General features: G+C 59.2%; 26 protein-coding genes. 15 read left to right on the top strand and 11 right to left on the bottom strand.

Going from position 1 to position 26,278, the window contains the following annotated elements:
- Nucleotides 1-33 precede the first annotated feature (33 nt).
- The 3 genes from BFP92_RS14175 to BFP92_RS14165 all read right to left on the bottom strand — a co-directional run bounded on the left by BFP92_RS14175 (nt 34) and on the right by BFP92_RS14165 (nt 1,328).
- Nucleotides 34-345: an AzlD domain-containing protein gene (locus BFP92_RS14175; RefSeq protein WP_065929964.1), complete on the bottom strand. Its 312-nt coding sequence runs from the start codon at nt 343-345 to the stop codon at nt 34-36.
- Nucleotides 342-1,037 carry an AzlC family ABC transporter permease gene (locus tag BFP92_RS14170; protein ID WP_058420359.1) on the bottom strand — a complete coding sequence of 232 codons (696 nt, stop codon included), beginning with the start codon at nt 1,035-1,037 and terminating at the stop codon, nt 342-344. Before BFP92_RS14170 ends, BFP92_RS14175 begins: the two co-directional genes overlap by 4 nt.
- A 75-nt stretch (nt 1,038-1,112) precedes the next feature.
- Nucleotides 1,113-1,328 carry a hypothetical protein gene (locus tag BFP92_RS14165; protein WP_065929963.1) on the bottom strand — a complete coding sequence of 72 codons (216 nt, stop codon included), beginning with the start codon at nt 1,326-1,328 and terminating at the stop codon, nt 1,113-1,115.
- 177 nt (nt 1,329-1,505) lie between these two features.
- On the opposite strand from BFP92_RS14165, the gene BFP92_RS14160 reads away from it, so the two are divergent.
- From BFP92_RS14160 to BFP92_RS14120, 9 genes are all read left to right on the top strand, one after another.
- The gene (locus BFP92_RS14160) at nt 1,506-1,862 is read left to right on the top strand and encodes a metalloregulator ArsR/SmtB family transcription factor (protein WP_065929962.1); all 357 of its coding nucleotides are present in this window, start codon (nt 1,506-1,508) and stop codon (nt 1,860-1,862) included.
- Between the two features lie 19 nt (nt 1,863-1,881).
- A complete protein-coding gene (locus BFP92_RS14155) occupies nt 1,882-3,165 on the top strand; it encodes an arsenic transporter (protein WP_065929961.1) in 1,284 nt (427 codons plus the stop codon).
- A gap of 13 nt (nt 3,166-3,178) precedes the next feature.
- On the top strand, nt 3,179-3,649 hold the full coding sequence (locus BFP92_RS14150) for an arsenate reductase ArsC (protein ID WP_065929960.1): 471 nt from the start codon (nt 3,179-3,181) through the stop codon (nt 3,647-3,649).
- 123 nt (nt 3,650-3,772) lie between these two features.
- The gene (locus tag BFP92_RS14145) at nt 3,773-4,567 is read left to right on the top strand and encodes an AraC family transcriptional regulator (protein ID WP_065929959.1); all 795 of its coding nucleotides are present in this window, start codon (nt 3,773-3,775) and stop codon (nt 4,565-4,567) included.
- A gap of 72 nt (nt 4,568-4,639) precedes the next feature.
- Complete coding sequence (locus BFP92_RS14140) at nt 4,640-5,251, top strand: LysE family transporter (RefSeq protein WP_065929958.1); 612 nt, start codon at nt 4,640-4,642, stop codon at nt 5,249-5,251.
- Between the two features lie 318 nt (nt 5,252-5,569).
- On the top strand, nt 5,570-5,863 hold the full coding sequence (locus BFP92_RS14135; protein ID WP_065929957.1) for a hypothetical protein: 294 nt from the start codon (nt 5,570-5,572) through the stop codon (nt 5,861-5,863).
- 235 nt (nt 5,864-6,098) lie between these two features.
- Nucleotides 6,099-8,813 (top strand): magnesium-translocating P-type ATPase, encoded by a 2,715-nt coding sequence (gene mgtA, locus BFP92_RS14130; protein WP_065929956.1) that lies wholly within the window; start codon nt 6,099-6,101, stop codon nt 8,811-8,813.
- Between the two features lie 65 nt (nt 8,814-8,878).
- Nucleotides 8,879-9,226: a DUF2493 domain-containing protein gene (locus BFP92_RS14125; protein ID WP_065929955.1), complete on the top strand. Its 348-nt coding sequence runs from the start codon at nt 8,879-8,881 to the stop codon at nt 9,224-9,226.
- An 18-nt stretch (nt 9,227-9,244) separates the two neighbouring features.
- The gene (locus tag BFP92_RS14120) at nt 9,245-10,066 is read left to right on the top strand and encodes a hypothetical protein (RefSeq protein WP_065929954.1); all 822 of its coding nucleotides are present in this window, start codon (nt 9,245-9,247) and stop codon (nt 10,064-10,066) included.
- Here BFP92_RS14120 and BFP92_RS14115 read toward each other — a convergent pair.
- Entirely contained in the window at nt 10,063-10,755 is a 693-nt protein-coding gene (locus BFP92_RS14115) for a tellurite resistance TerB family protein (RefSeq protein ID WP_065929953.1), read from the bottom strand. The two genes, BFP92_RS14120 and BFP92_RS14115, sit on opposite strands and share 4 nt — an antisense overlap.
- Nucleotides 10,756-10,877: 122 nt before the next feature.
- Between BFP92_RS14115 and BFP92_RS14110 the strand changes: the two genes are divergently transcribed.
- Complete coding sequence (locus BFP92_RS14110) at nt 10,878-11,405, top strand: DinB family protein (RefSeq protein ID WP_065929952.1); 528 nt, start codon at nt 10,878-10,880, stop codon at nt 11,403-11,405.
- Between the two features lie 2 nt (nt 11,406-11,407).
- Here the strand turns inward: BFP92_RS14110 and BFP92_RS14105 are convergent, their stop codons facing one another.
- Entirely contained in the window at nt 11,408-11,866 is a 459-nt protein-coding gene (locus BFP92_RS14105; protein ID WP_065929951.1) for a GFA family protein, read from the bottom strand.
- Between the two features lie 184 nt (nt 11,867-12,050).
- Between BFP92_RS14105 and BFP92_RS14100 the strand changes: the two genes are divergently transcribed.
- A complete protein-coding gene (locus BFP92_RS14100) occupies nt 12,051-12,332 on the top strand; it encodes a hypothetical protein (protein ID WP_065929950.1) in 282 nt (93 codons plus the stop codon).
- Between the two features lie 65 nt (nt 12,333-12,397).
- On the opposite strand, the gene BFP92_RS14095 is transcribed toward BFP92_RS14100, so the two are convergent.
- The 4 genes from BFP92_RS14095 to BFP92_RS14080 form a co-directional block, all read right to left on the bottom strand.
- Nucleotides 12,398-13,633 (bottom strand): c-type cytochrome, encoded by a 1,236-nt coding sequence (locus BFP92_RS14095; protein WP_065929949.1) that lies wholly within the window; start codon nt 13,631-13,633, stop codon nt 12,398-12,400.
- Nucleotides 13,634-13,635: 2 nt separating this feature from the next.
- Nucleotides 13,636-14,175 (bottom strand): (2Fe-2S)-binding protein, encoded by a 540-nt coding sequence (locus tag BFP92_RS14090; RefSeq protein WP_065929948.1) that lies wholly within the window; start codon nt 14,173-14,175, stop codon nt 13,636-13,638.
- Nucleotides 14,168-16,999 (bottom strand): xanthine dehydrogenase family protein molybdopterin-binding subunit, encoded by a 2,832-nt coding sequence (locus BFP92_RS14085; protein ID WP_065929947.1) that lies wholly within the window; start codon nt 16,997-16,999, stop codon nt 14,168-14,170. The genes BFP92_RS14090 and BFP92_RS14085 overlap by 8 nt, the downstream gene beginning before the upstream one ends.
- A gap of 520 nt (nt 17,000-17,519) precedes the next feature.
- Nucleotides 17,520-18,470 (bottom strand): LysR substrate-binding domain-containing protein, encoded by a 951-nt coding sequence (locus BFP92_RS14080; protein ID WP_083221741.1) that lies wholly within the window; start codon nt 18,468-18,470, stop codon nt 17,520-17,522.
- A gap of 189 nt (nt 18,471-18,659) precedes the next feature.
- Between BFP92_RS14080 and BFP92_RS14075 the strand changes: the two genes are divergently transcribed.
- The 4 genes from BFP92_RS14075 to BFP92_RS14060 all read left to right on the top strand — a co-directional run bounded on the left by BFP92_RS14075 (nt 18,660) and on the right by BFP92_RS14060 (nt 22,982).
- The gene (locus tag BFP92_RS14075; protein ID WP_065929946.1) at nt 18,660-19,550 is read left to right on the top strand and encodes a TauD/TfdA family dioxygenase; all 891 of its coding nucleotides are present in this window, start codon (nt 18,660-18,662) and stop codon (nt 19,548-19,550) included.
- On the top strand, nt 19,547-20,152 hold the full coding sequence (locus BFP92_RS14070; protein WP_065929945.1) for a LysE family translocator: 606 nt from the start codon (nt 19,547-19,549) through the stop codon (nt 20,150-20,152). Before BFP92_RS14075 ends, BFP92_RS14070 begins: the two co-directional genes overlap by 4 nt.
- Nucleotides 20,153-20,376: 224 nt before the next feature.
- A complete protein-coding gene (locus BFP92_RS14065) occupies nt 20,377-21,213 on the top strand; it encodes a helix-turn-helix transcriptional regulator (protein WP_065929944.1) in 837 nt (278 codons plus the stop codon).
- Between the two features lie 428 nt (nt 21,214-21,641).
- Nucleotides 21,642-22,982: a diaminobutyrate--2-oxoglutarate transaminase family protein gene (locus tag BFP92_RS14060; protein ID WP_065929943.1), complete on the top strand. Its 1,341-nt coding sequence runs from the start codon at nt 21,642-21,644 to the stop codon at nt 22,980-22,982.
- A gap of 75 nt (nt 22,983-23,057) precedes the next feature.
- Here BFP92_RS14060 and BFP92_RS14055 read toward each other — a convergent pair whose 3' ends face one another.
- Nucleotides 23,058-25,016 carry a MacB family efflux pump subunit gene (locus BFP92_RS14055; protein WP_065929942.1) on the bottom strand — a complete coding sequence of 653 codons (1,959 nt, stop codon included), beginning with the start codon at nt 25,014-25,016 and terminating at the stop codon, nt 23,058-23,060.
- 2 nt (nt 25,017-25,018) lie between these two features.
- On the bottom strand, nt 25,019-26,170 hold the full coding sequence (gene macA, locus BFP92_RS14050; protein ID WP_065929941.1) for a macrolide transporter subunit MacA: 1,152 nt from the start codon (nt 26,168-26,170) through the stop codon (nt 25,019-25,021).
- Nucleotides 26,171-26,278: the final 108 nt, after the last annotated feature.

The following is a 26,278-nucleotide window of genomic DNA, read 5'->3' as shown; positions in this document are numbered from 1 at the left end:
TGCCACAGTAAAAGCAACACCAAGGCGTGCCCCTCAAAACCACCAGCGAAACAAATAAAACAACCCCATGCTCAACAGCACCGTAATCAACACGCTACGCGTCCAGAACATCAACGCCACCGCACAAACACCCGCCAGCAAATAAGGATTCGTCGGGCTCAAATTCAGCTTGTGATCAGCGAGAAAAATAATCGGCCCGCAAATCGCCGTCAGCATCCCAGGCACTGCAAACCCCAGAAACTCCCGCGCCCCACGGTTAAGCCGCACCGGCAAACGCGGCTCGATAAACAGGTAACGGTTAAGGAAAACCACCAGCCCCATGGCCACAATCATGATGTAGATCACTTCTGCCCTACCCCCAGTCGCTTGCAGGCAAACCCTGCACTCATGCCCAACACCCCGGACACCACCACCGCCGACTCCCAGTGCAGAAAGCTCAGCCACACCGAAAACAGCAGCGACACCGCCACGCACACCACCGTTGGCACATCACGCACCACCGGGGTAATCAACGCGATAAAGGTCGCAGCAATCGAAAACTCCAGCCCCAACTGGTCGAGCCCGGGAATGCTTTTGCCAAGCACAATGCCGGCCAGGGTAAAAAGGTTCCAGGCGATGTAAAACGTCAGCCCCACCCCCAACGCATACCAGCGATTGAACGTCTCACGGTCATAGTGGTTGACCAGTGCGAAGAACTCATCAGTGAGCAAAAAGCCCAGGCTCATGCGCCAACGGGCGTTGAGTGACGAGAGTGTCGGGCGCATGTGCATGCCATACAGCAAGTGCTGGGAAGTCAGCAGCAAGGTGGTCAGCACAATCGAAATCAGGCTGGCGCCGCTCTTGACCATGCCGATGGCCACCAACTGCGCGGCACCGGCAAACACGATGGCGGACAAGCCCTGGGCCTGCAGCGGGGTAAATTGCGCGTCAATGGCCATGGAGCCGGCGAGCAGCCCCCACGGCGCACAGGCCAGGGATAACGGAATAACGGCGATGGCGCCGCGGGCGAAGGCGTAATGCGGTAAGGCAGCAGGCATGGAGACGGCTCATCGGCAAACAGTCGACAAGCATGCCAGCGTTTAAAGCAGGTTGTCTTGAACGATCTTGCGCACTCAGGCGAGCTTGACCGACACCTGCTCCACCGATTCACGCGCCTCACGCAGTTCATGGGCGTCCTGATTGAGCCGGTGAATGGTATTGAGCAGGCGTTGGCGCAGCACTTCATCGCCGAGTTTTTCGACGGCGCGCATCAGGTCAAACGCCGCAGTTTCGTTATTGTCCGCGACGGAATCGAGGGTCTTGCGCAGGTTGCGAGTGGCACGGGTCACGCGGGTTCATCCTTCATCAGCAATGGGCAGGCACTTTAGGACATTCGTGTTTCATTTTAATTTCAGTCACTTGTGGCGGATTGAAGGGCGTTTGATCCACATCAATCGAAATCAGGATTTGACCTACATATATGGATATTCGTATATTCGTATAACCACATATGAAAGACCTTGATCATGTCGGATCCCCTCTCCCCGCCCACTCTGTTCAAATGCCTGGCCGACGCCACCCGCGCCCGCCTGACGTTATTGATCCTGCGCGAAGGCGAACTTTGCGTGTGCGAACTGATCCATGCTCTGGACGACAGCCAGCCAAAGATCTCCCGTCACCTGGCGCAACTGCGCAGTGGCGGGTTGCTGCTGGATCGTCGTCAGGGCCAATGGATCTACTACCGCATCAACCCGGCACTGCCCGCATGGGTCACTCAAGTGCTGGACACCACCTTGCAAGCCAACCAGCCCTGGTTGCACCACGACGCGCAGCGTCTTGCTGCCATGGGCGACCGACCACAACGGGCCAGCACCTGCTGCTGAGCCATCGGAGCGTTAATTCATGCTTGTCGCAATTGGCATTTTTATCTTCACCATCGTCCTGGTCATCTGGCAGCCCAAGGGCCTGGGGGTCGGCTGGAGTGCAAGCATGGGCGCCATTCTGGCCCTGGCCTGCGGGGTCATCAGCCTGGCGGATATCCCAGTGGTGTGGCACATCATCTGGAACGCCACCGGCACCTTTGTTGCGCTGATTGTCATCAGCCTGTTGCTCGACGAGGCTGGCTTCTTTGCCTGGACCGCCCTGCATGTGGCGCGTTGGGGCCGTGGCCGTGGCCGGCGGCTGTTTGCCTATATGGTGCTGCTGGGCGCGCTGGTTTCGGCGCTGTTTGCCAACGACGGCGCCGCGTTGATCCTTACGCCCATCGTCATGTCGATGCTGCTGGCCTTGCGCTTTTCTCCGGCAGCGACCCTGGCGTTTGTGATGGGCGCGGGGTTTATCGCGGATACCGCGAGCCTGCCGCTGGTGGTGTCGAACCTGGTGAATATCGTCTCGGCGGATTACTTCAAGATCGGCTTCAACGAATACGCGGCGGTGATGGTGCCGGTGAACTTCGTCAGTGTCGCCGCCACCCTTGCGGTCCTGCTGTGGTTCTTTCGCCGGGATATTCCCCAGGCCTACGACCCGGCCGACCTCGAAGACCCCGCCAGCGCCATCCATGATCGTGCGACCTTTCGTGCCGGCTGGTGGGTGTTGGGCATCTTGCTGGTGGGCTGTTTCGCGTTAGAGCCGCTGGGCATTCCCATCAGTGCGATTTCCGCCGTGTGCGCTGTGTTGCTGCTGGTGATCGCCGCCAAGGGCCACAAGATCTCCACACGCAAAGTGTTGAAAGAAGCGCCGTGGCAGATCGTGGTGTTTTCCCTGGGCATGTACCTGGTGGTCTACGGCCTGCGCAACGCCGGCCTGACCACCTACCTCGCCACCTGGCTCGACACCTTTGCCACCTACGGCGTGTGGGGCGCGGCCATGGGCACCGGCGTGCTGACGGCGCTGTTGTCGTCGGCGATGAACAACCTGCCGACGGTGCTGATCGGCGCGCTGTCGATCGAGTCCAGCCATGCCGTGGGCGTGGTCAAGGACGCGATGATCTACGCCAACGTGATCGGCAGCGACCTGGGCCCTAAAATCACCCCGATCGGCAGCCTGGCCACCTTGTTGTGGCTGCATATCCTGGCGCGCAAAGGCATCACCATCACCTGGGGTTACTACTTCAAGGTCGGCATCGTGCTGACCTTGCCGGTGCTGTTGATCACCCTCGCCGCCCTCGCCTTGCGCCTGAGTTTTTGAAGGAGATACCGCAATGAAAGTCCTCTTCATGTGTACCGCCAACAGCTGCCGCAGCATCTTGTCCGAGGCGATGTTCAACCACCTGGCGCCCCCAGGTTTTGAGGCGATCAGCTCCGGCAGCTTCCCCAAAGGCCAGGTGCTGCCGCGCAGCCTGAGCACGTTGCAGGCCGCGGGCATCAGCACCGAAGGTCTGTACAGCAAGGGCAATGAGGCCTTTGAGGGCAGCCCGCCGGATGTGGTGATTACCGTGTGCGACAAAGCTGCGGGCGAAGCGTGCCCGGTATATTTCGGGCCGGCGGTGAAGGCGCATTGGGGGTTGGAAGACCCGTCCGACATTGACGGTAACGAGGCAAGTATCGACGCGGCCTTCAACACCACATTGGACATCATCGCCAGGCGCTGCAGGGCGTTTTTCGCTCTGCACTTGGCCAGCCTCAGCCCTGCCGAGCTGAAGACCGAACTCGACCACATCGCGCAGTCGTAACTGGAGAAGCGGATGACCAGGTTGCCAAATCCGAGCACAACCCTGACGCAGCGTGTCAGCCAACGGTCGATTTGAGCGGCCCTGTCAGCGTATGCTCATGCTGAACGCCTTTGGAGCTGACGCATGAGCGCCATATATCACGCCTGGCTGGGCAATTACGAAGTCAGCAGCACCGCTTGCACCGGCCTGACCTTTGCCCGCCATAGCCATGATGAATGCGTGATCGGCGTAAACCTGGTCGGTGAGGAAAAGGTCTGGCTCGACCGCCGCGAATTCGAAGCCGGGCCGGGCAGCATCACGCTGTACAACCCCGGTCAGATTCAGGGCGGCGGCGCGGCACAAGGCGCGCCCTGGCAGTTTGTCAGCCTGTATGCCACAGCCAACCAAATGGCGGCTGACCTTGGGTTGGCGCAGTTGGAGTTCGATCGTTCGTTGTGCTTTCAGCCTGATCTGGCGCAGCGCCTGGCAGTGGCGGTGAAAGGCGCCTTGAGTACCGACGCATTGGTCCGCGATCTCAATGAGGAAGCCTTGGTGTTGCTACTGGGTGAGGTGGTCGGCGTCAGTGGTGTGCGTGTACCTGGCAGCACAGCAACGGGCAAAAGCATGATCAGCCGCGCCCAGGAATTGCTGGCTGCGCACTTGCATCAAGTGTTGCCCCTGGACCACCTCGGCGATGAGCTGGGATTGTCCAAATTTCACCTGCTGCGCGCCTTCCAGAAGGAAACCGGGCTCAGCCCGCGACAATGGGCGATGCAACTGCGCACCCGCCGCGCCAAAGGCTTGTTGCGCAATGGCATAGCGGCCAGCGAGGTCGCCCATGACCTGGGCTTTGCTGACCAAAGCCACCTCAACCGGCATTTTCGCGCCGCCTATGGCATCACGCCCGGCCGCTATCAAAGCGTGTTGTTTAAACGCTGAAGCGCAATCTGGTTCAAGACGCCCGGCCCACCTGCCGCCACACTGCCCGCCCTCTCTTGAAGGAACACGGGCATGTTGACGATCTTCTTTTACGCGCTGGTATTCGGTTTTGTGTTTTGTCTGTCTCCCGGCGCCGTGCTGGCAGAGACGCTGCGCCGGGGCCTGCTGCAAGGTTTCACCCCGGCCTTGCTGGTGCAGATCGGCTCGCTGGTAGGCGATGCGGTGTGGGCGGTAATCGGCCTTACCGGCATCGCCTTGCTGATCCAGCATGACGCGGTGCGTGTGCCGTTAACGGTGGTCTGCGCGCTATACCTGGCCTGGCTGGGGATGCGCAGCTTGATCGATGCCTGGCACTTGCCCGAGTCGAGCAGCGCGCCCGCCAGCTCCAGGCAAAATGCGCTGGTGGTAGGCGCGGCGATTTCCCTGGCCAATCCGAAAAACATTGTCTATTGGGGCGCGCTGGGCAGCGCCTTGTCCGGCATCGTCGGCACCACGCCAAGCCCTGGGCAAACGCTGATGTTTTTTGCAGGCTTTATGCTGGCATCGGTGTTGTCGTGCTTTCTGATTGCGGCGCTGGTCAACCTGCTGCGCAAGAACGCCTCACCGTTATGGCAACGCATCAGTTATGCCGCCTGTGGTTTGGTACTGATCTATCTGGCAGTTCTGGCCGCACACGGTATATGAAGTTATATATCGCACAACTTGTTGGTGCGGCTTATCTGAATGAACTCTGAACACCGACGCATTTAACCAACTATGCGTTGACATTTTGTAACCAGCTGAGTAGATTGCCCCTGCCCACAACTGGGGCCTTTTTTAAACCTCACAAAAGAAGCCAATGGACACAGTATCTAGTCGCTGTCCGAGCACCGCTCACGCGGGCATCGGGCGCCAAACCCAGAATATGACAGGACTCGCCTTCCAGGTCCGGTAAGCTGCGCTAGAGCTTGATGCTCCACCGTAACTGCCTCACCGGTCGCCCGTCCGGTCCCGAGGTGTGTTATGACCTTTCAATTGATTGTTTTGCCTGACATTCGCACGCTGGCCGCAGCCCTGCGCGCCAAGCTGTGCCGCGAGCCTGTAGGTTTTTCACCTACGCGCTCAACCTTTGCTGCGCCCTCTCCTCAACTGCGTCCGGCTGCCCCGCTGGCGCATTGGCGTATCTGCCCTGCCAGCGGCCAATTGCTGCAGCACTGGGACCACGCCGACCCTCAAGACCCGCAGAGACCCCAGGTTTCCACCCTGGCTCAAGCCAGCCTGTTGCTCGAGTTTTACCTGAGCACTCGCGCCGCTTAAACCAGCTGGAAACAGCAACTTCCCAATCAATAGTCTGGAGTTCGTTATGAACACATCCAGTAGTAGCCCGCTGCGCGCCAGTTAACTAACGCGCACTAAGCGGGCACTGTAGAAGTTATCTGAACACCCTATTTAAACCGATCGCGAAGTCCGCGGCTCGGCATGCTTTCGCTCGCCTGTATTCAGGTAAGTACCGGGTATGTTTTGTCGAGAATTGGCGACAGGAGTACAGACAATGAGCGCCGTAAAAAACACGCCTCTGCACAAGAAAAATGGCACTGCAACCGACACCAAGCTGTCGATGCGTGCCGCCCGTGAAGCCCAGAACGGCCTGTCGGCCACCCTCGCCAATGTGCGTGCCACCCAGGACGGCCTGACCGAACTGGACGCCTCGGCACGCCTGCAACGCGAAGGCTACAACGAAGTGGCCCACGACAAGCCGCCTCATGCCATCGTCCAGTTCCTGCAGGCACTGAATAACCCGTTCATCTATGTACTGCTGACCCTGGCCGGGATCAGCTTTGTCACTGACTACTGGTTGCCATTGCAGGCCGGTGAAGAAGTGGATTTGACCAAGGTCATCATCATCATGACCATGGTCCTGCTCAGCAGCCTGCTGCGTTTCTGGCAGGAGCACCGCTCGGCCAAATCCGCCGAAGCCCTCAAAGCCATGGTGCGCACCACCGCAACGGTCCTGCGCCGCGAGCAAGTCGGCAGCCAGCCGATCCTGCGCGAAGTGCCGATGCGCGACCTGGTGGCCGGTGACATCGTGCAGCTGTCTGCCGGCGACATGATCCCGGCCGACATCCGCTTGATCGAGTCCCGCGACCTGTTTATCAGCCAGGCGGTGCTGACCGGCGAAGCCTTGCCGGTGGAGAAGTACGACACCCTCGGCGATGTCACGCAAAAATCCGCCTCTACGCTGGCGGCCGACCAAGGCAACCTGCTGGACCTGCCGAACATCTGCTTTATGGGCACCAACGTGGTCAGCGGCCGCGCCAAGGCCGTGGTGGTCGCCACCGGGCCGCGCACTTACTTTGGCTCCCTGGCCAAGGCGATTGTCGGCTCCCGTGTGCAAACCGCCTTCGACCGTGGCGTGAACAGCGTCAGCTGGCTGTTGATCCGCTTCATGCTGGTGATGGTGCCGATCGTGTTTTTCCTCAACGGCTTCTCCAAAGGCGACTGGGGCGATGCGTTCCTGTTCGCCCTGGCGGTTGCCGTGGGCCTGACCCCGGAAATGCTGCCGATGATCGTCAGCGCCAACCTGGCCAAAGGCGCAACGGCCATGGCCAAGCGCAAAGTGGTGGTCAAACGCCTCAATGCGATCCAGAACTTCGGCTCGATGGACGTACTGTGCACCGACAAAACCGGCACCCTGACCCAAGACAAAATCATCCTTGAGCATCACGTCAACGCCTTCGGCCAACGGGATGACGCGGTGCTGTCCCTGGCCTGGCTCAACAGCTTCCACCAGAGCGGCATGAAAAACCTGATGGACCAGGCCGTGGTGCAGTTCTCGGAGCAGAACCCCAAGTTCCAGTTGCCGCTGGCCTACAGCAAGGTCGATGAACTGCCATTTGATTTCGTGCGCCGTCGCCTGTCGATTGTGGTGCGCGACACGGCCGGCGACCAATTGCTGGTGTGCAAGGGCGCCGTGGAAGAGATGTTGAGCATCTCCACGCACATGCTCGAAGGTGGCACCGCCGTGCCGCTGGATGATCAACGCCGCGAAGAACTGTTGGCATTGGCCAACGACTACAACGAGGACGGTTTCCGCGTCCTGGTGGTCGCGACGCGCAATATCCCTAAATCCATGGCGCGCCAGCAGTACACCACCGCCGATGAGCGCAACCTGGTGATCCAGGGCTTCCTGACCTTCCTTGACCCACCGAAGGAAACCGCAGGCCCGGCGATTGCCGCGCTGCAACAAATCGGCGTGGCCGTGAAGGTGTTGACCGGCGATAACGCCGTGGTCACCAGCAAGATCTGCCGCCAGGTCGGCCTGGAACCCGGCCAGCCGCTGCTGGGCGTGGAAATCGAAGCGATGGACGATGCCACCCTGCTGCGCCGCGTGGAAGAACGTACGGTGTTTGCCAAGCTCACGCCACTGCAGAAGTCCCGCGTACTTAAAGCCCTGCAAGCCAACGGCCACACCGTGGGCTTCCTCGGCGACGGCATCAACGATGCGCCGGCGCTGCGTGATGCCGATGTGGGTATCTCGGTGGACAGTGGCACCGATATCGCCAAGGAATCGGCCGACATCATCCTGCTGGAAAAGAGCCTGATGGTGCTGGAAGAAGGCGTGCTCAAGGGCCGCGAAACCTTCGGCAACATCATGAAGTACCTGAACATGACCGCCAGCTCCAACTTCGGCAACGTGTTCTCGGTGCTGGTGGCCAGTGCGTTCATCCCGTTCATGCCGATGCTGGCCATTCACCTGCTGCTGCAAAACCTGATGTACGACATCTCCCAGCTGGCCCTGCCGTGGGACAAGATGGACAAGGAATACCTGGCCAAACCGCGCAAGTGGGATGCCAAAAACATCGGCCGCTTCATGATCTGGATCGGGCCGACCTCGTCGATCTTCGACATCACCACCTTTGCGCTGATGTGGTACGTGTTCAGCGCCAATAGCGTGGAAATGCAGACGCTGTTCCAGTCCGGCTGGTTTATCGAAGGCCTGCTCTCGCAAACCCTGGTGGTGCACATGTTGCGCACTCGCAAGATCCCGTTCTTCCAGAGCACGGCCGCCTGGCCGGTGTTGATGATGACCGCCATCGTCATCGGGCTGGGGATCTATGTGCCGTTCTCGCCGCTGGGCACCCTGGTGGGCCTGGAGCCGCTGCCGCTGGCGTACTTCCCATGGCTGGTCGGCACCCTGCTCGCCTACTGCTGCGTGGCACAACTGATGAAAACGATCTACATCCGCCGCTTCAAGCAGTGGTACTGATCACCCCCGCCGTTTAAACGGTGGCGGTCGCCCGGCCGCCACCGTGCATCACAAGGACCCTGACTATGCGCGTGCTTATCTGTGCAGGTCGTCATTACGCTGACACCAAAAAGTCCCGCCAAGTGCTGGACGCCTACCACCGCCTGCGCCCCGTGCAGGTGTTGATTCACGGCGGCAACCAGTTCCTCGGCAGCGACATCGAGGAATGGGCGCGGGAAATGCGCATCGACGTGGTGCGCTACCCGCCCAATTGGCAACGCCACGGCAAGCAGGCGGAACGCCAGCGCAACCATTTCATGCTCGCCGACAGCCGCCCCGACGTGATCATCGCCCTGCCGGGTGGTGACGACACCTTGGAGCTGGTGTGCCAGGCCAAAGCCAGCGGCATTTCGGTGCTGACCGTAGAAAGCTGAATTCAAGCGAGGTGCATCATGCACAAAAAACACAGCCCACAGCGCCCGGACGGGTTCGCCAAATACCGCGAACGTCACTACCGGGGCGCTCGCCATACCCTGTTGCTGCTGCCACCGGCCAAGCGCCGCGCGCTGCAACGTAACCTGATTTTTGTCGGTACCACACTCGGCCTTATCTTACTGATCGCGCTGTTTTCCAAAGCCCAGGCGGCCGGCGGTTCCTATGTGGTCGACGACGGCGGGATCAACGATCCGGGTGAGTGCAGCGTCGACGCCTGGTACACCGCCAACCGCCATCAAGGCAACATTCATAACCAGACGCTTAACCCGGCGTGCACCTTCAGCGCACTGCCTGCCGTGGAGTGGAGCGCGGCACTGTCGCGCGCCAGCAATGCCGGCGAAGCCGAGACGCAAATCAGTCCGCAGGTGAAGGCCCAACTGTGGTCGCAGGAGGCGTTGGGGCTGCAAATCGCGGTGTCTGCCACCAGCCACTTTGCCCTGGACCGCCAGCATGCGTTCGACGGCGCGGACTTTAATGTGCCATTGACCTGGCAGCCGGTGCAGGCATTGCGCCTGAGCCTCAATGGCGGCTGGACCCATGCCTACAACGGCGGCGAGCAAAACCACCGCCTCACCTGGGGCACCGGTTTTGAGTACCAGTTGGCAGACGCGCTGACGCTGATCGGTGAACGCTATGGCCAGGAAGGTGGTGACCAGGCGTGGCAGGCCGGGCCACGCTTCCATGTGGGCAAGCGGGTGGATGTGGATGTCGTGGTTGGCCAGAGCCTTACCGGTGATCACAACCAATGGTTGACCACTGGCGCAACCGTACGGTTTTAAGCTTTGGCCTGTTGCTCCAGGTGCAGTTGCAGGTTCGCGTCGATCTGCAGCTGCGCGGCCAGTTCGTCCAGGTAGCTGCGCTCTGCATCCTGCTGATCGTCGACCAGCATCACGCTGGCCAGGTAGATCTCGGACGCCAAGCCTGGATCAGCGGCATATTCGGCAAAATCTGCGGCATTCAGCGGCTTGGCGACTTCGTCGTTGAGCCACTGCTTCAACTGCGGCTCATCGGTATGGCGGCCTATCTCGGTTGAGATCATTTGCTTCTCGTTGTCATCAATCCTGCCATCGGCTTTGGCTGCCGCAATCAAAGCACGTAACACCGCATGGCTATGGGCTTCAGCTGCCTGCCCGTCAAGCTGGTCAACCGTCTGAATCGCTTGCTGCGGTGCGCTGGCCTGCTGGCGTTGCCAGGCCTGATACGCCTGGAATGCGGCCATCCCCAAAGAGGCCAATGCCGCATAGTTCATGCCGCCGGAACGCGTTTGGGGAGTGCCACCGGCCGGCGCACCGCCCAACAATCCGCCCAGGCCACCTAATAAACCGCCCAGCCCACCACTTGCCGAAGCGTTGCCGCTGCCGGAACGGTTCAGCAAGCCGCCCAGCAAACCACCCAGGCCACCGCCCGAGGCCCCGCCGCCTTGCTGGCTGGCACGCAGCAGCTGTTCAAGTAAATTGCCGGTATTCATGGTGTCACTCTCCCGCAGCACAGTATTGGCGTTTATCAACCATAGCTTGCCGCCGCAGGAACACCAAGACCGCCGGGCGGGCACGCTTTATGATGGCCTCACCACGTTGAAGGAGAAACCACGTGAACCGTCTTGAGCACATTCTATTGATGGCTGACTACAACCAGTGGATGAACCGCAAGGTGTATGCCGCCGCCAGCCAGCTTACCGACGCAGAACTGACCACGGACCGGCAGGCGTTCTTCGGCTCGATCCTCGGCACACTCAATCACCTGACGCTGGGGGACACGGTGTGGCTCAAGCGATTTGCCGAGCATCCGGCAGGCTTTGCCCAACTGGCGCCATTAACGTCGATTGCCACGCCTTCTGACTTGAAGCAACTGGCCTTCGCCAACCTGCGCGAGCTGGCGGCCCGCCGCGCCTGGCTGGACCAACTGATCATCGACTGGGCCAACAGCCTGCGCGAGCCCGATCTGGACCAGCGTCTGCAGTACCACAACATGCGCGGCGTAGCGAACCACAAGCCGTTCTTTGCACTGCTGATGCATTTTTTCAACCACCAGACCCACCACCGGGGCCAGGCAACCACATTGCTGACCCAGGCGGGCGTGGACGTCGGTGATACCGACTTGCTGGCCCTGATTGATTGAACTCAGCCGGCACTGAACGCGGCGTAAGCCTGCATCAGGCGCGGGAAGTCCTGCGGCTCGGGCAGTTGCGCAAAGCTTTCGACCGCCGGCGTCGCGGCCCACGGCAGTTTTTCGCTGGTCCAGGTTTCCATGAACGGCACGTAGTCGCGGGCATTATCCAGCAAGGTGGCGCGCACATTGACGAACTCATCGATGCCATGGGGGCGCGTAAACAGCCAGCTCATGCAGTGCGGGCAGCAATAATGGCGGTCCACGCCGTGCAAGCCGCCGATCACCGGGCAACCCTGGATCACGGTGAAACCCGCGGCCGGAATCAACGCGCTAAGGGAAAACGCGCTGGCGGTCATTTTCTGGCAGCCGCTGCAATGGCACGCCATAGTGATTACCGGCGGCAAACTCACGCTGAAACGCACCCGGTTACAACGGCAACTGCCTTCCAGCGGCAAGGTTTCGACGCTCATCACTCACTCCTTTTTATGATTGTTGGCGCCACAGGGTAGCGTGAACCGCCCCTGGAATAAAACCGAACGCCGCGCCGCCGACGGGGTCACAACCCTGAGGGCTCGGGGTTGTTTGCCCCCGCCCTGCCCACGCGCCGCCGCTGCTGAATGGCCGCGCGTACCCCCATAAGAAGGAGACGCTTACATGGTCACTCACTTCAAGGTCGCCGGGCATCTGGCTTGCGGCCATCACGGCACCAACCTCACGTCCAGCACCGAGCTGAACCGGGTCAAATGCCGCACCTGCCGCAATACCGACGCCTACAAAGAAGCGCGCCGCACCCAGCGCAACGCTGCCCGCCGCTCCGCGCGCAAGACCAAAACCCATACTGTCGTTGACTGGCGCAGTGCCTGGACGCAACGCCTCACCGATTTGCCTGGGCTGCAACGCCTGCCACGAGGTTTCAGCGGGCAGCCATTTGTCTGAGCTGTTCAAGTTCTGAAAAGAGATTCCCCTGGTTCCCGTCGGGATCCTGCAGCAGATGCTGGATGTCAGTGCGCCGTGTGCTCGGTTGGCGGTGCATCCGCCTGCAGCTTCTGCACGTCGCTGACCGCCAGCTCACCCGACTGGCCGCCCCAACCCTGGCGCAGGTAGTTGAGCAGGTCGGTCAGCTGTTGGTGATTGAGCTTGTCGGCAAAGCCCGGCATCGGTTGCATGCGCTCGAACCCGGTGAATTGCTGCTCGCCGATGCCGCCCTCGATCACCCGCAGCAGGTTGCGCGGATCTTCCAGGCGCAACGTGGTGTTGCCACGCATGGCCACCGCGATGTGCGGCTTGCCCTCGCCGTTCGGCGCGTGGCAACCGGCGCACACGTTCAGGTAATCCTGGCGGCCGCGTTGGGCGCTTGGGCTCAGGGCGTCCAGCGACGTCTCGCTCAGCACCTTGGCCTGCGGCGGTTGATCGCCCAGCAGGAAGGTCGCCATGGCGGCCAGGTCCGGATCGTTCAGGCCCTGAGTGCTGTTGTGGAACACCGGGAACATCTCGTTGAACATCGTGCCCTGGGCACTCATGCCGTGCTTGAGGAACGTGCTCAGGTCCTGATGATTCCAGCCGCGAGCGGCCAGGTCAGTGGCCAACAGGCTGGGTGCCAGGTAGCCGTTGAGCACGCCGCCGGTCAGGCGTTTATCCTGCTGCATCGCGCCGGGCAAGCCCCGTGGTGTATGGCATTCGCCGCAGTGGCCGAGCACTTCGACCATGTATTGGCCACGCTGGAACGCTGCGCTTTTGCCTTCGGTCGGCGCAAGTTTCACGTCCTTGCCGTAGAGCATGTTCCAGCCCATCAGGCCCAGACGCACGTTGAACGGAAAGCTCAGGCGGGTAACCGGCGCCGCACGCTCGATGGGCTCAATGGTTTTCAGGTACGCATGGATTGCGTCCGAATCAGCACGGGGCATCAGGTGATACGAGGTGTACGGCATCGCCGGATACAGATTCGCGCCATCCCGGCGTTTGCCTTCGGTGAGCGCAGCGAAGAATTCGTCATCGGTGTACAGGCCAATGCCGTGCTCTTTGCTCGGGGTGATATTGGTGCCATAGATCGTGCCGAACGGCGAAACGATCGGCAGACCGCCCGCAAACGGCGCGCCACCCGGTGCGGTGTGGCAGGCCATGCAGTCAGCGGCGCGGGCAAGGTATTCGCCGCGCTTCACCTGATCGTCCGCGTGCGCCAACAACAACGGCGCGGCCAGGCCAACCGCCAGCGCAAAGCGGGAAAGTAGTTGCTTCATGCTTAACCCTCCTTGACCAGACCGAGATCGTTCAGCACGTTGCGGGTCGCGTTGTAGTAACGCACGTAGCCGGTGCAGCGGCAGATGTGGTGACCGAGGCTGTCCTCAATGACTTTCTCCAGCTGGCTTTTGACGATCGGCTGACGCTGCAGCTTCTCCACCAGCACGGTTGCGGCATTGACGAAACCCGGTGCGCAGTAGCTGCACTGGAAGGCGAATTCATCGACGAAGCGCTGCTGGATCGGGTTCAGCTCAGTGACGTTGCCCTGCTCGTCGCGGGTTGCGTGACCTTCGATGGTGCGGACTTTTTTGCCTTCGAAATAGTGTGCCCCCGTGATGCAGGTGCGCACTTCTTCGCTGGTGCCGTCCGGGTTGTCGACGATCACCACGCAGGCGTGGCAAATGCCCTGGCCGCAGCCGAGCCGCGAGCCGGTGAGGTTTTTGTATTCGTGCAGGTAGTCAATCATCGGCAGGTCATCAGGGATGTCCACCGGGCCGACGGATTGACCGTTGAGGGTCAGTTGAAACGGACGGTTAGCCATTGAGGGCCTCCTTGATGCGCGCAGAAGTGATTGGCAGGTCGCGGATACGTTTGCCGATGGCGTGGGCCACGGCGTTACCGATGGCGCCGACGATCGGGATCATCACCACTTCGGCGATGCCCTTGGACGGGTCGCTCGGCGACAGCGGCGGCAGGATTTCGGCCGTTTGGTTCCACACCGCAACGTGTCGAGCCATCGGTAGACGGTAACGGTTGAAATTCCAGTCACCCTCCCCCGGCCCGCCTTCGTACAGCGGCATCTCTTCCATCAACGCGTGGCCAATGCCCATGGCGATCCCGCCTTCGAGCTGCCCCTTGACCAGTTCCTCCACCAGCACCCGACCGCACTCGACCCACGAGTGATGGTTGAGCACTTGCACTTCAGCGGAGCCCTTGTTCACTCTCAACTCCACCAGCGTCGCGACCGGGCTGTAGTAAGTCACCGCCGCGTTGTTCAACTGGGTGTCCGGGTAGTGGACGTTCTGGCGATCCAGCAGGTGGAAGCCGTTGCTGGTCATCTGGGCTTTCTTCGCGTTTGGCGCACCGTCGCCGTACTTCACGGCCAGACCGTCGAGCGGCAGGCGTTCACGCACACCATCGATGCTGTAATCGGCCTCGGCCCAGCTCCAACGGTTGAAGCCGTGCACGGTGGCGCCGGTCACCAGGCCTTTTTCGTGGGCGTGTTTGGCCAATTGCTCAAAGCTCAGCGGCTGCATGCCGTTGGCGGTGAGTTTGCCGTCGACCCAATGCGCGTCTTCGCGGCGCACCACGTACGGGTTGGCCTGGCCGCCGTAAGGGCCTTGGCCCCAGATCTGCAACGCCGCCGGCCACAGGCCGTGGTTGAACAGCACCCGGGAGGCTTCACGGGTGGCGTGGCTGAAGTAATACGCCGAGTTGGTCGCCGACGAGGCCGACGCCAGTTTGCCGACCCAACGCGGGTTACGCAGAAAACCATCCTGCTCGGCCTGGCTCATGATGTAAGGGTTGCCGCCCGTGATCAGTTGCAACTCTTGCCATTCGGTTTCGCCGGTCTTCACTTGCGTGGCCGGGATGCCGATGAAATCCGCCACCACCAGGGCCTGCGAGGTGGACATGCCGGTGCCGATTTCAATGCCGATATGGCGCAACGTCACGTGGCCTTCGGCGGTGAATTCGATGCTGGCCATGGGTGCCTCGGAACCGGTGCCGAAGTCTTTTTGGCAGATGGCAAAACCCACGCCATACCAGTTATCCGGGTCAGCGGCCTCGCGGGTCTTTTTGATCTGGTCGCGGTTTTTCCAGACGTCGTGGGCAGCCGCTTTGTCGAGAATCTCGTGTAAGCGCAACGCCCCCGCCGGCACCGCGCCCTGGGTGTTTTTCATGCCCGACAGCAAGGCGTTTTTCTTGCGCAGGTCGATGGCGTCGATGCCCAGACGCCCGGCGATTTCGTCGACCATCATCTCGGTCGAGGCCATACTTTGCAGGGTGCCGTAACCGCGCATCGAACCCGCCTCAACCGCGCGGGAATGGTAGGCCGTGACCTGCAAATCGTTCTGCGGCATGTAGTAGATCGACTGCGCTGCCGTGGCGCCAACCGCTGCCACCGAAGGGCTGTAGTTGATCCGCCCGCCGCCGTCGACGTTCATCTCGGCGCGAAAAATCTGGAAACTGTGATCGTGTTTATCCACCGCCAATTGGTAGCGGATGTCGAACGGATGACGCTTGATGCCGCTCTGGAACTGCTCATAGCGGTCGTTGGCCAGGCGCACCGGCACACCGGCACCGTACAACGCGGCCAGGGCTGCGTAGTAGACAAATATGTTGTGGTCCTTGGAACCGTAACCGACGGTGTAACCCGGGTGCATGTTCAGATTCGCCAGGCCGAAGCGCGATGGCGCGATCATCTTCGCGGTTTCGGTGGCGGCTTCCAGCGGGCACTGGGTCGCGACCACAAAGTGCAACGTCTTGGTGGCCGGATCGTACCAGCCGTTACCGTTGTCCGGCTCCATCGCCGCCGGTTCAATCGACGGGGTTTTGTAGCGCTCGTCGAACACCAGCCAGTTGTCTGGCGGCGCGTCGATTTGCTGCTGCATCCGGTCGGCGTAAAACAGCCCGCGCTCGGTCAGGTTGCCGTGCAGGTCCGGCTGGGAATTCCACACCGGGCGACGGTTTTTCAGCATCGGGAACAGGATCGAATCCTTGAGGCTGGCGAATTCATCTTCGTCCGCCGAGGTCGCACCGCCGACGCGCACGTAGCGGAAGCTGCCGTACGGATCACGTTCGTAGTACGGCACCTGGGCGCCGTAACGGATGGCTTTATCATTGAATTTGAGTTTGGCCTTGGCCTGACGGAAACGCTCGAAGTCGTTCCAGATCAGGATCGCCACAGGGTGACCGATGAACATCGGCACCTTGCCTTCCGGCAGCAGCGGATCTGGCGCGTGCTCTTCCGGGAAGACGATGCCGTCTTTGTCCAGGTCGGCGGCGGTGACAATGCGGTCAGGTTGCAACTCGGCGCCGAGCCACGACAGGTCGTAGCCGGCGTAGATGCGATCGGCCTTGGTTGTCTTCAGCAACATGGCGTGGCCCTGCTGCTGCGGCCAGCCCGGCATGTCCTTGGCGCGGATGTCGCGGGCAAACACCTTGCTCCCGCAGACCTTGGACAAGGCGTCGTTACGCGAGCGTGCCTTGCCGTTGTTGCCGAGCCATTGCTCGGACGGCACGGTCACGCTGTTTTCCATCAAGGCCGCCAGCGCCTGGGTGCTGAGCGGTGTAAGCGTCACGCTCACACCCGCCACCAGCCCGCCCTGAAGGAACGAGCGCCGGGAGATATCACGGTTGGACATGGATCATCCTCTGGGCGGTTATGGGTCCGCCCTTTTAGTTATGTACTGGGGAATCGATCCTTGCAGGAGCGCTTTCGCTGGAAGCAAAAGGCTGGAGCTGACAGTGCAAAGCTGACCGAAAGGTTAACTTTATAGGTTTCTGCGCCTGCCGCAAACAATCTGTTACAAAAATCGAACAAAAAGGGCTCGCGTGAAAAATCATGCAAGCCGTTGATATTTATGGTGCCGAACCCGGAATCGAACGATGGATTTTCTTATTGAAAATTAAGGATATTTCTCGGGCAGATATTATCTCTACCTCTAAAGGTACCCTGAGCTCATAAACATCCTCGGTATCGTCAGCGTTTATTCACGACTTGATTCGTTGCGAGCAGCAGCGGGCGGCGAGGTAGACGCGATCGTTGCGGCGTTGGTTGAGGGCGAGGCCAGCGACAAACCTCACGCGTTTAACCCTGAAGCAGTCTGACAACGAATGCTGAGCGCCCATGGCTGAGTTGGGACGATACTGTTTGCGCTGCGCTCAACTTAGGAACTCCAACCCTCGTTCGTCAATAACAGGCAAAGTGTCAAGTAAATAACGTTTGAAGTTCTCTAATGCAGGGTTGCCATTACTGCGTGCGGGCCAGACTAGGTAATAGCTGTCGCCCGTACTGACAGCCTTGTTATAGGGTAATACCAGAGACCCTTTGGCCAGTTCGTCACCTACCAGCGCCAAGTCACCGATAGACACTCCGCGCCCCTGAATAGCTGCGGAGATACCCAATTCCAAGGTGTCGAAAATCTTGCCGGTATGCCAGGAAACCTTGGACGTCAAGCCCACGCGCTCCAGCCAGCGATGCCAATCACGACGGTCCCGGGACGGATGGATCAACTCGGCGGCAAACACGTCTTCACCGCTTAAATTGCGCTGCTCCAGCAAAGCCGGCGAGCAGACCGGTATCAGCCACTCGTCAAAAAGCTTTATAAATCCAAGCTCGTTGGAGAAACAGCCATTGCCCAACAGTACCGCACAATCGAACGGCTCTACATCGAAGTTGACGTAGTCAACATCCATCCACTCACTGGACAATTGCGCCTGCTCTGTAACGTCCACCGTATTGAACTCGTCAAGCACATGCAGCAACCAGCGCATTGTCAAGGTGGAAGGCGCCTTGACCCTCAAGGATTTTTCCTTACGGGTGATTGTGGTGCAGGCGTGTTCGATCAGACGAAAGCCGATTCTCAGTTCTTGAGCCAACAAACGACCCGCCTGAGTGAGGGTTATTTTTGGTCCTTTGCGCTCGAATAACGCGCAGCCAAAATGCTCCTCCAGGGCCTTGACATGCCGGCTCACGGCACTTTGGGTGATGAAAAGGTTGTCGGCCGCCTGAGTGAAAGAGCTGAAGCGAGCGGCCAGCTCGAAGGCACGCAATGCGTAGAGCGGTGGCAGTCGGCGCACCGTTTGATCAAGAGCATCATGACTCATACTCATCCTTACCTGTCCTTTTTTTCTGCTTTTAAATACAGGGCGTTTGCAAAATAATACCCGTACAAATAAGCGACATAACCTATAAAAAAATCGAGCGCACCTAGACCGGATTAACGTGTTTTATCTGCCTATGGCATATCACTAGCCTCTGCAGCCTCAACGTCATTGAAAAAACACAGCAGACAACTTACCATGCCCGAATTCAATCAACTCCTGCTCTCCAGCATCCAACTAGCAAGTCTTGACCAAGCCATTGAATCAGAGATATTAAATTTTCGTTTATTTGGCAACAAAAACGGATTTCTGCATTTAAAAAACTTGCCGACCGGTACCATCCCTTCGACACCCGTTGATCGCGCCAGTCTAAACAAAGTCTGCACGATCAGTGAACAAGTTATCTTGAAAGCGACAGCCATACTGGGTGATCCGATTGGTTATATCCAAGAATCCAACGGCGATATAATCAATAATTTTTTCCCCCATAAAATCCATTCTATGAGTGCCAGCTCGGACAGTTACGATTGTGAGCTGGAGTTGCATACCGAAAATGCGTTTCACGCTGTCTCGCCGGATTATCTGGTGTTGTTTTGCCTGCGCCAAGCGCCCGACGCCGACGCCGCGACCTTCATCAGCTCCATCGATAACATCCGCGACATCGTCACACCGGCAGACCTTAACTATTTTCATGGGGAAAACTACAACTTCCTCTCGGACTACTGTACGACAGAAAAAAACTGCCGTATCGATATAAACCAAAAACAAACCGTTCTATACGGCGACCCTGAATCGCCCTTTTTTCGTTTCGACCCTCAGTTCATGGTCGCAAGCAGCAAGCACGCGCAACTCAAACTTGAGGGTTTACGCAAGGCCGCCTGGGAAGTCGCCCGCCCGGTGCACCTCAATGCCGGCGACCTGTTGATCATCGACAACCGCAAAACCGCCCACGCCCGCAGCGCGTTCTCAGCCCGTCTGGATGGCAACGATCGTTGGATTCAACGCACCTTCGCGGTGGCCGGCTATCGCTACTACGCGCAACGTCTGGGCAAAAGCAACCGCATATTGGACCTGGTCACCTCTCTATGAGCATATTGCACCTAACCTTTGCCGTAGCGGTATTTTTCCTTATCGCCTCTCCTGGTCCCGTGGTGGCTCTGGTCATTTCCGACGCCAGGCAGGCCTGGCCCACCGCCACGATCACTGGCGGTGTGCTGTCCGCCCAACTTCTGCTGCTGATCACCCTGACGCTTATCTACACCGCAATGGACGTCAGCCCGTTGCTGCTCAATTGGGGCCAACTTGTCGGCGGACTGTATTTGGCCTGGCTTGGGGTTTCCAGCCTCCGTGCCAGCGCCGATGGAATCGCCCCGGTGCAAAACAGCCGCCGTCACTTTTTCTGGCGCGCCCTGAAAGTGGGCCTGTCCAACCCCAAAGACATACTATTTTTCCTTGCCTTCCTGCCAGGTTTCATTGAACACGATGGCGACTTCATTAAACAGGGGCTGCTGCTTGCACTGATCTGGGGTGTGATCGACGTCTCTATTTTGCTGATCTATGGCGCTATTTCACGGCGATTGCTGTCCTTCGCGGCCGCCCAGAAAGTCATGACCAAGGCCCCCAGTGTATTTCTGCTGGGTATAGGCCTGCTGTCCGGAATCCTAGGCGCACAACGGCTTATGGAGGGATGAAAATACGCGCAAGAGGACGGAAATCGGCCAAATAATATCAGAAGGCCATTATTCGTAATCATGCTAGGGCAGCATTTAAAAACATGCAATAACACTTTGAATTTTCTTACCCTGCCGATCCGCAAAGCCTGCTCTCTAACGCTCAATGTTGCGGTGCCTGACGTCGACCTCCCTGATCCAACCGCTGCGACAATCCTCAACGTGAAACATGACAGTGAAATGAAATGATTAACTCCCAAACCCTGTTCCCTCTTATCGGTAAGGTCATCACCAGTGCGGGCAGCCGAAAATTTACGCGGCTTTTGCACGATCTGGTACTCACCAAGTTGCACGTGGATGCTACGTACATTACGCAATTACGCGTAAAAGACGCCGACGCGTCACGTGCAGAGCCCAATACGATCAGCCACGAGATACAAGGCCCCGCATGTATGGCCTCACCCATTGGATCCAATAAACAAACTACGGAGGTCTTGACGAGTGAGCTGCTGATGAGTGAATGCTCCCCTGTTCACCACATGACCGACTGTTCATCGGTGGTTAATGTCGGGATTGAACAGGCCTTAACAACTATTCCCTTTAGCTCCCAGCTGCATCTGAAATCACTCAAAAACGAATATTGTTATATAATTTCGTTATATCGCATGCACGCCGATAGCTTCTCAACGCAAGAACAAATAACGCTCAAGGATTTCTCATCATTGCTGCTACCCCTGGTAGAGAAACACATCAACGCGATTAATTCACAAGCGGTTCTCGACAAAAATATCGCCGCTGAAAATTTTGTCCCCAACAACGCAAACATTGACTCCCTGCGCCAGCGTTTTGAAAATCGTCTAATGCAATCGGGCCTGAAGCTGTCCAATCGTGAGAAGGAAATTTGCATCGGCCTTTTAGCGGGACACACCGCTCCTGAGTTGGCTGACGCGCTGGTACTGAAAGTCAACACAGTGGAAAGCTACCTCAAACGTGCTGTTATCAAAATGGGTATTCGTGGGCGGCATTCGCTGATTCGTTGGATGCATGCCAATCCAGGCGCTGCTAAGGTTGCAAGTTGGTAAAGGCAGTGCCATTACTGCCTGATAGCAACGCCTTTTTACTCATTTGCCGACGCAGGCGGCGATATAAACGTCGTTCTTCTGCGCGACCTTGCATGCACAACTTTCTCGTGTAGACCTTGTACCCAGTTCGCTGCCACCCATGCCATGTCCATGACATGGATTTCAGGGGCATCCTGCGCCTAAGCCGATAGCGATCACTGTCTGCTTCCTTCAAACTGGCTACGGCCATCAATTACCTTGGTAGCGCTCATTTCAGAAGCATCACGGCTAACTTTCGGCTGATTTTATTTTCGCTGCCGACAGTAATACGGTCATATAACCGCCCCCGTTTGCTTTCTTGAAGAGTTTGTCGTTATTCACGACCCGCCGTTTCTTGTTTCATCAACTATCCAGCGCTGCGCACTGACGCAGCCGATGAGTGCATGATTATGGAAGAGCTAAGTTATCTGAAGAAAGTTGAATCGAATGCTCGCACCTACGCCGCCACTTTCCAACGCCTGTTTGTCAGCGGAAATGGCGTGTGGGTCAAGGATGCACAAGGCAGGGAATACCTCGACTGCCTGGCTAACGCCGGCACCCTGGCCCTGGGCCACAACCCACCTGCCGTCAAGGAAGCTGTACTGGACTTTCTGAGCACCGACCAACTGCAACAAGCCCTGGACCTCGCCACACCCGCCAAGCATGCGTTTGTGCAAGAGCTGTTTTCTCAGTTGCCGGCCGCGATGCGCGCCTCCAGCAAGATTCTGTTTTGCGGCCCCAGCGGCTCGGACGCGGTGGAAGCCGCCATCAAGCTAGCGCGTCATTACACCAAACGCTCAGCGCTGATGGCCTTTCACGGTGGCTACCACGGCATGACCGCGGGTGCGCTGTCGGCCATGGGAAATCTGAACCCCAAAGGCATTCCCAGTGTCACCGCGCAAAACACCCACTTCCTCCCCTACCCTTACCGCTTTCGCTGCCCGTTCGGCACCGACGGTGAGCAGACGGACCAACTGTCGATCGAGTACATCCGCACCGTGCTCTCGGACCCGGAAGGCGGCGTCACCCTTCCCGCCGCTGTGCTCGTTGAAGTGGTGCAGGGTGAAGGCGGTTGCATCCCCGCCTCGGCCGAATGGCTGCGTGGATTGCGTGAGATCACCCAGCAATTGGGCATCGTGCTGATCATCGACGAAGTGCAGACTGGCCTGGGCCGTACCGGCAGCACCTTTGCCATCGAACATGCCGGTATCGTCCCCGACATCCTGGTCCTGTCCAAAGCGATCGGCGGCGGCTACCCGCTGTCGGTGATAGTTTACGCCGAGCACCTCGACACCTGGGGTCCGGGCATGCATGCCGGCACGTTCCGCGGTAATCAGATCGCGATGGTCGCCGGGCGCGCGACCATGCGCCATATCCACCAGGCCGGCTTGGTGGAGCACGCGGCTGCACGGGGTGCGCAACTGCTCGCAGGCCTGAAAGAAATCGCCCAGCGGCATGACCCGATCGCCGATGTACGTGGCCGTGGACTGATGATTGGCGTTGAAGTCACCAAGCCGGGCGTGCACAAGCGTGCGGGCCTCGGTGACGGCACACTGGCACGGGCGATCAAACTCAATTGCTTCGACAATGGCCTGATCATCGAAACCGGTGGGCGCCACGGTTCGGTCCTGCGTTTTCTACCGGCCCTGACCATTACCGAAGCCCAGGTGGGCAGCGTGCTCGACCGTTTTGAGGACGCGATCAAAAACGCCAGCGCACATCGTTTGCATGTCGTCGGCCAGTCGAACTGACATAGGCGTCCAGCCCTGAAACAGGCACCAAAAAAGCCCGCCACCGGTCAAGGTGAGCGGGCTTTTTTACCAGCCTCAATCCCGTGCGAGGGCTTCGATCGGATCCAACCGCGCCGCATTACGGGCTGGTACAAATCCGAAGATGATGCCAATCAGGCTTGAACACACGAATGCGGTGACAATCGATTCCAGGGAAAACACCATCTGCCATTCCTTGATGACCAGGGAAAAGACAAAGCCGATGCCAAACGATAACGAGATACCAATCACCCCACCGATCAGACACACCATGACCGCTTCCACCAGGAACTGCTGGCGGATGTCCGACTGACGCGCGCCCACGGCCATTCGAATGCCGATTTCCCGTGTGCGCTCGGTTACCGACACCAGCATGATATTCATCACGCCAATGCCCCCCACCACCAAGGAAATCAACGCAATCAATGACAGCAGCAAGGCCAGCGACTGGCTGGTCTTTTGTACCGTTTGCATGATGCTGTCGAGGTTGTAGGTAAAGAAATCCTTGGTGCCGTGGCGCTGCTCCATCAGCTTGGTCACGTTTTCTTCCACCACCTTGCTCGGCTGGCCGTCCTTGATCCGCACCGTGATGCTGTCCAGGTAACGCTGGCCCAACAGGCGGCCAGCGGCGGTCTCGTACGGCACCCAGACATTCAGTGCCTTGCTGGTGTTGAAGATGTTTTTATTGTCCGCCGCCACGCCAATCACCGTGCACGGCAGGTTTCCCACCAAGATGATTTGGCCAAGTGCCTCGACATTCGGCCCAAACAGCCGGTTGCGGGTGTTGTGGTCGATCACCACCACCTGAGCCTGGCGCGTATCGTCGTCCTGACTGAAGGTGATGCCTTCGGCGATCTTGATCCCACGGACCTGGAACGAGCTGGCACTCACGCCGTTGACCGTGGCATCCACGTCGATATTGCCAAAGCGCAGCAACAGATTGCGCCCGGCATTTGGCGTGGCGCTGTCGATGTAATGCAACTGGCTGAGGGCCGTGACATCGGATAACACCAGGGTCTCGATGGCTGAGGCATGGCTGTCGCCAAAGTCGGTGCCTGGGTAGATATCGATGGTATTGCTGCCGATCGCCTGGATGTCACTCAGTACATAGCGCTTGGCGCCTTCACCGATGGCCACGATCGACACCACCGAGGTGATGCCGATCACGATGCCGAGCATGGTCAGCAGCGTGCGCATGCGGTGAGAAATCAGCGCCACCCAGGCCATCACAAACGCTTCCTTGAACAACCCAAGGCTCGCCACCAGACGCCGCCCCGGCTTGGCCCGAACCTTGGTATTGGCCGATTCGGCCAGTTCGACCCCGGGCCGTTCATTGAGCCGGTCACTGACAATCTCACCGTCGCGCATCTCGATAATGCGCTCGGCGTGCGCAGCGACCTTGGCGTCGTGGGTCACGATGATCACCGTGTGCCCTGCCGCGTGCAGTTCCAAAAGGATGTTCATCACCTCCTTGCCGCTGGCGGTGTCGAGTGCGCCGGTCGGTTCATCGGCCAGAATGACCTCGCCGCCATTCATCAGGGCCCGCGCGATACTCACCCGTTGCTGTTGCCCGCCGGACAACTGGCTGGGGCGGTTGACCAGGTGGCCGGCCAGGCCGAGTCGCGCCAGCAGTTCCTTGGCACGGCTGTGGCGCTGCCCTTCCGGTACGCCGGAATAAATCGCCGGCATCTCGACGTTATGCATCGCGCTCAAGTGCGGTAGCAAATGGTAGCGCTGAAAGATAAACCCGAAGTGATCACGGCGCAGCTCGGCCAGTTCCTGGTCCGCCAGGTCGCGGGTTTCGCGACCGCTGATGGTGTAGCTACCATCGGTGGCGTAATCCAGGCAGCCAAGGATATTCATCAGCGTCGATTTGCCTGAGCCTGAGGCCCCCGTGATCGCCACCATTTCCCCGGCGTTGATGGTCAGGTTGACATCCTTGAGGGCCATGAACGCCTTCTCACCCGCCACGAAGCTGCGGCTGATGCCTTTGAGCTCCAACAATGCTTGGGTCATTGTCAGATCCCCGCCACGGCTGGGGTCGGATCACCGATAACGACTTTGTCACCTTCCACCAGGCCATCCTTGATCTGAGCCTTGACGTTATTGTTGATTCCCACCTGCACGTTGCGCTCCTGGGCGTGGCCAGTCTCATCCACCACGCGCACGACGTACGAGCCGTCTGCATTGCGCTTGCCCAGCGCAGCCACTGGCATCATCAGCACATCCTTGGCGGTGTCCCGCACGATGCGCACCTGCGCGGTCATCGAGATCCGCAGGCGATGTTCCGGATTAGGCACGTCGAACAGGGCATTGTAGAACACCGCTGTGTTCTGCTTGGTGGTGCCGGCGGCCTGGGTGTCCAGGTAGTTCTGCGGCGCCGGCTCGGTGCCGCGCAGTTTGCCGTAATAACGCTTGTTGGCTTCGCCCAGGATCGTGAAGTACACCTCCTGGCCCGGTTGGATATGGATCACATCCGCCTCCGATACCTGAGCCTTGATCGTCATGGTGTCCAGGTCTGCCAGTTTCAGCAGCACCGGTGCCAGTTGTTCGGCGATCACGGTCTGGCCTTCCTGAGTGACAATGCCGACCACATCACCGTCAATCGGCGCGACGATACGGGTGTAGCCCAGGTTGACCTTGGCGGTGTCGATCTGGATCCGCGCATTTTTCAGCTGTGCGTCCAGGGCCACCAGGTTGGCGCTCTGCACCAGGTAGTTGGATTCGGCGGTCTCGAAATCCTGCTTGGAGATCGCGGCATCCGATTGCAGGCTGCGGTAACGCTCCCATACCGATTTGGTCTGGGCGACCTGGGCCGCCGTGGCCCTGCGTTGCGCGTCGAGGTTTTCCTCGTTGACCTGGGCCTGGCGCAGCGCGTTCTGCAGCACCAACGGGTCGATCTCGGCCAACCACTGGCCCTTCTTGACCTTGTCGCCAAGCTTGACCTTAAGAGACTTCAACTGGCCGGAGACCTGCGCACCGACATCCACCTGCTTGACCCCCTGCAGAATCCCGGTGGCCAGCACCGAATTCTCGATCTCGCCCCGTTCGACCTTGGCAGTCAGATACTGCGGCGGCTCGGCCGGCGACTGCACCGAATAGACCACCAGGCCGGCAACAACGGCCAGACCCACGCCCCAGACAATCTTGCGAAACTTCGACTTTTCCATAGATGACCACTAATACGTTGAAAGGTAGGCCCGACCAGTTGCCGGGCTCGCGCTGAGTTGCGTGATTGCTTGCTTCAGGTAAGGGCGCAAGCGCCCGTGCCGGCTCCC

This window comes from Pseudomonas sp. 58 R 3, assembly GCF_900006605.1.
Lineage (GTDB): Bacteria > Pseudomonadota > Gammaproteobacteria > Pseudomonadales > Pseudomonadaceae > Aquipseudomonas > Aquipseudomonas salomonii.
Note: the sequence above shows the minus strand (reverse complement) of the source record. Positions and strands in the feature narration are given on the sequence as shown.

Bases quoted from the DNA above. Each gene is read 5' to 3' on its own strand.
- BFP92_RS14065 (WP_065929944.1), top strand. From the start codon at position 20,377: ATGATTAACTCCCAAACCCTGTTCCCTCTTATCGGTAAGGTCATCACC.
- macA (WP_065929941.1), bottom strand. From the start codon at position 26,170: ATGGAAAAGTCGAAGTTTCGCAAGATTGTCTGGGGCGTGGGTCTGGCC.
- BFP92_RS14160 (WP_065929962.1), top strand. From the start codon at position 1,506: ATGTCGGATCCCCTCTCCCCGCCCACTCTGTTCAAATGCCTGGCCGAC.
- BFP92_RS14075 (WP_065929946.1), top strand. From the start codon at position 18,660: ATGCCCGAATTCAATCAACTCCTGCTCTCCAGCATCCAACTAGCAAGT.
- BFP92_RS14055 (WP_065929942.1), bottom strand. From the start codon at position 25,016: ATGACCCAAGCATTGTTGGAGCTCAAAGGCATCAGCCGCAGCTTCGTG.
- BFP92_RS14125 (WP_065929955.1), top strand. From the start codon at position 8,879: ATGCGCGTGCTTATCTGTGCAGGTCGTCATTACGCTGACACCAAAAAG.
- mgtA (WP_065929956.1), top strand. From the start codon at position 6,099: ATGAGCGCCGTAAAAAACACGCCTCTGCACAAGAAAAATGGCACTGCA.
- BFP92_RS14120 (WP_065929954.1), top strand. From the start codon at position 9,245: ATGCACAAAAAACACAGCCCACAGCGCCCGGACGGGTTCGCCAAATAC.
- BFP92_RS14085 (WP_065929947.1), bottom strand. From the start codon at position 16,999: ATGTCCAACCGTGATATCTCCCGGCGCTCGTTCCTTCAGGGCGGGCTG.
- BFP92_RS14145 (WP_065929959.1), top strand. From the start codon at position 3,773: ATGAGCGCCATATATCACGCCTGGCTGGGCAATTACGAAGTCAGCAGC.
- BFP92_RS14100 (WP_065929950.1), top strand. From the start codon at position 12,051: ATGGTCACTCACTTCAAGGTCGCCGGGCATCTGGCTTGCGGCCATCAC.
- BFP92_RS14115 (WP_065929953.1), bottom strand. From the start codon at position 10,755: ATGAATACCGGCAATTTACTTGAACAGCTGCTGCGTGCCAGCCAGCAA.
- BFP92_RS14080 (WP_083221741.1), bottom strand. From the start codon at position 18,470: ATGAGTATGAGTCATGATGCTCTTGATCAAACGGTGCGCCGACTGCCA.
- BFP92_RS14170 (WP_058420359.1), bottom strand. From the start codon at position 1,037: ATGCCTGCTGCCTTACCGCATTACGCCTTCGCCCGCGGCGCCATCGCC.
- BFP92_RS14070 (WP_065929945.1), top strand. From the start codon at position 19,547: ATGAGCATATTGCACCTAACCTTTGCCGTAGCGGTATTTTTCCTTATC.
- BFP92_RS14140 (WP_065929958.1), top strand. From the start codon at position 4,640: ATGTTGACGATCTTCTTTTACGCGCTGGTATTCGGTTTTGTGTTTTGT.
- BFP92_RS14150 (WP_065929960.1), top strand. From the start codon at position 3,179: ATGAAAGTCCTCTTCATGTGTACCGCCAACAGCTGCCGCAGCATCTTG.
- BFP92_RS14105 (WP_065929951.1), bottom strand. From the start codon at position 11,866: ATGAGCGTCGAAACCTTGCCGCTGGAAGGCAGTTGCCGTTGTAACCGG.
- BFP92_RS14135 (WP_065929957.1), top strand. From the start codon at position 5,570: ATGACCTTTCAATTGATTGTTTTGCCTGACATTCGCACGCTGGCCGCA.
- BFP92_RS14155 (WP_065929961.1), top strand. From the start codon at position 1,882: ATGCTTGTCGCAATTGGCATTTTTATCTTCACCATCGTCCTGGTCATC.
- BFP92_RS14095 (WP_065929949.1), bottom strand. From the start codon at position 13,633: ATGAAGCAACTACTTTCCCGCTTTGCGCTGGCGGTTGGCCTGGCCGCG.
- BFP92_RS14090 (WP_065929948.1), bottom strand. From the start codon at position 14,175: ATGGCTAACCGTCCGTTTCAACTGACCCTCAACGGTCAATCCGTCGGC.
- BFP92_RS14060 (WP_065929943.1), top strand. From the start codon at position 21,642: ATGGAAGAGCTAAGTTATCTGAAGAAAGTTGAATCGAATGCTCGCACC.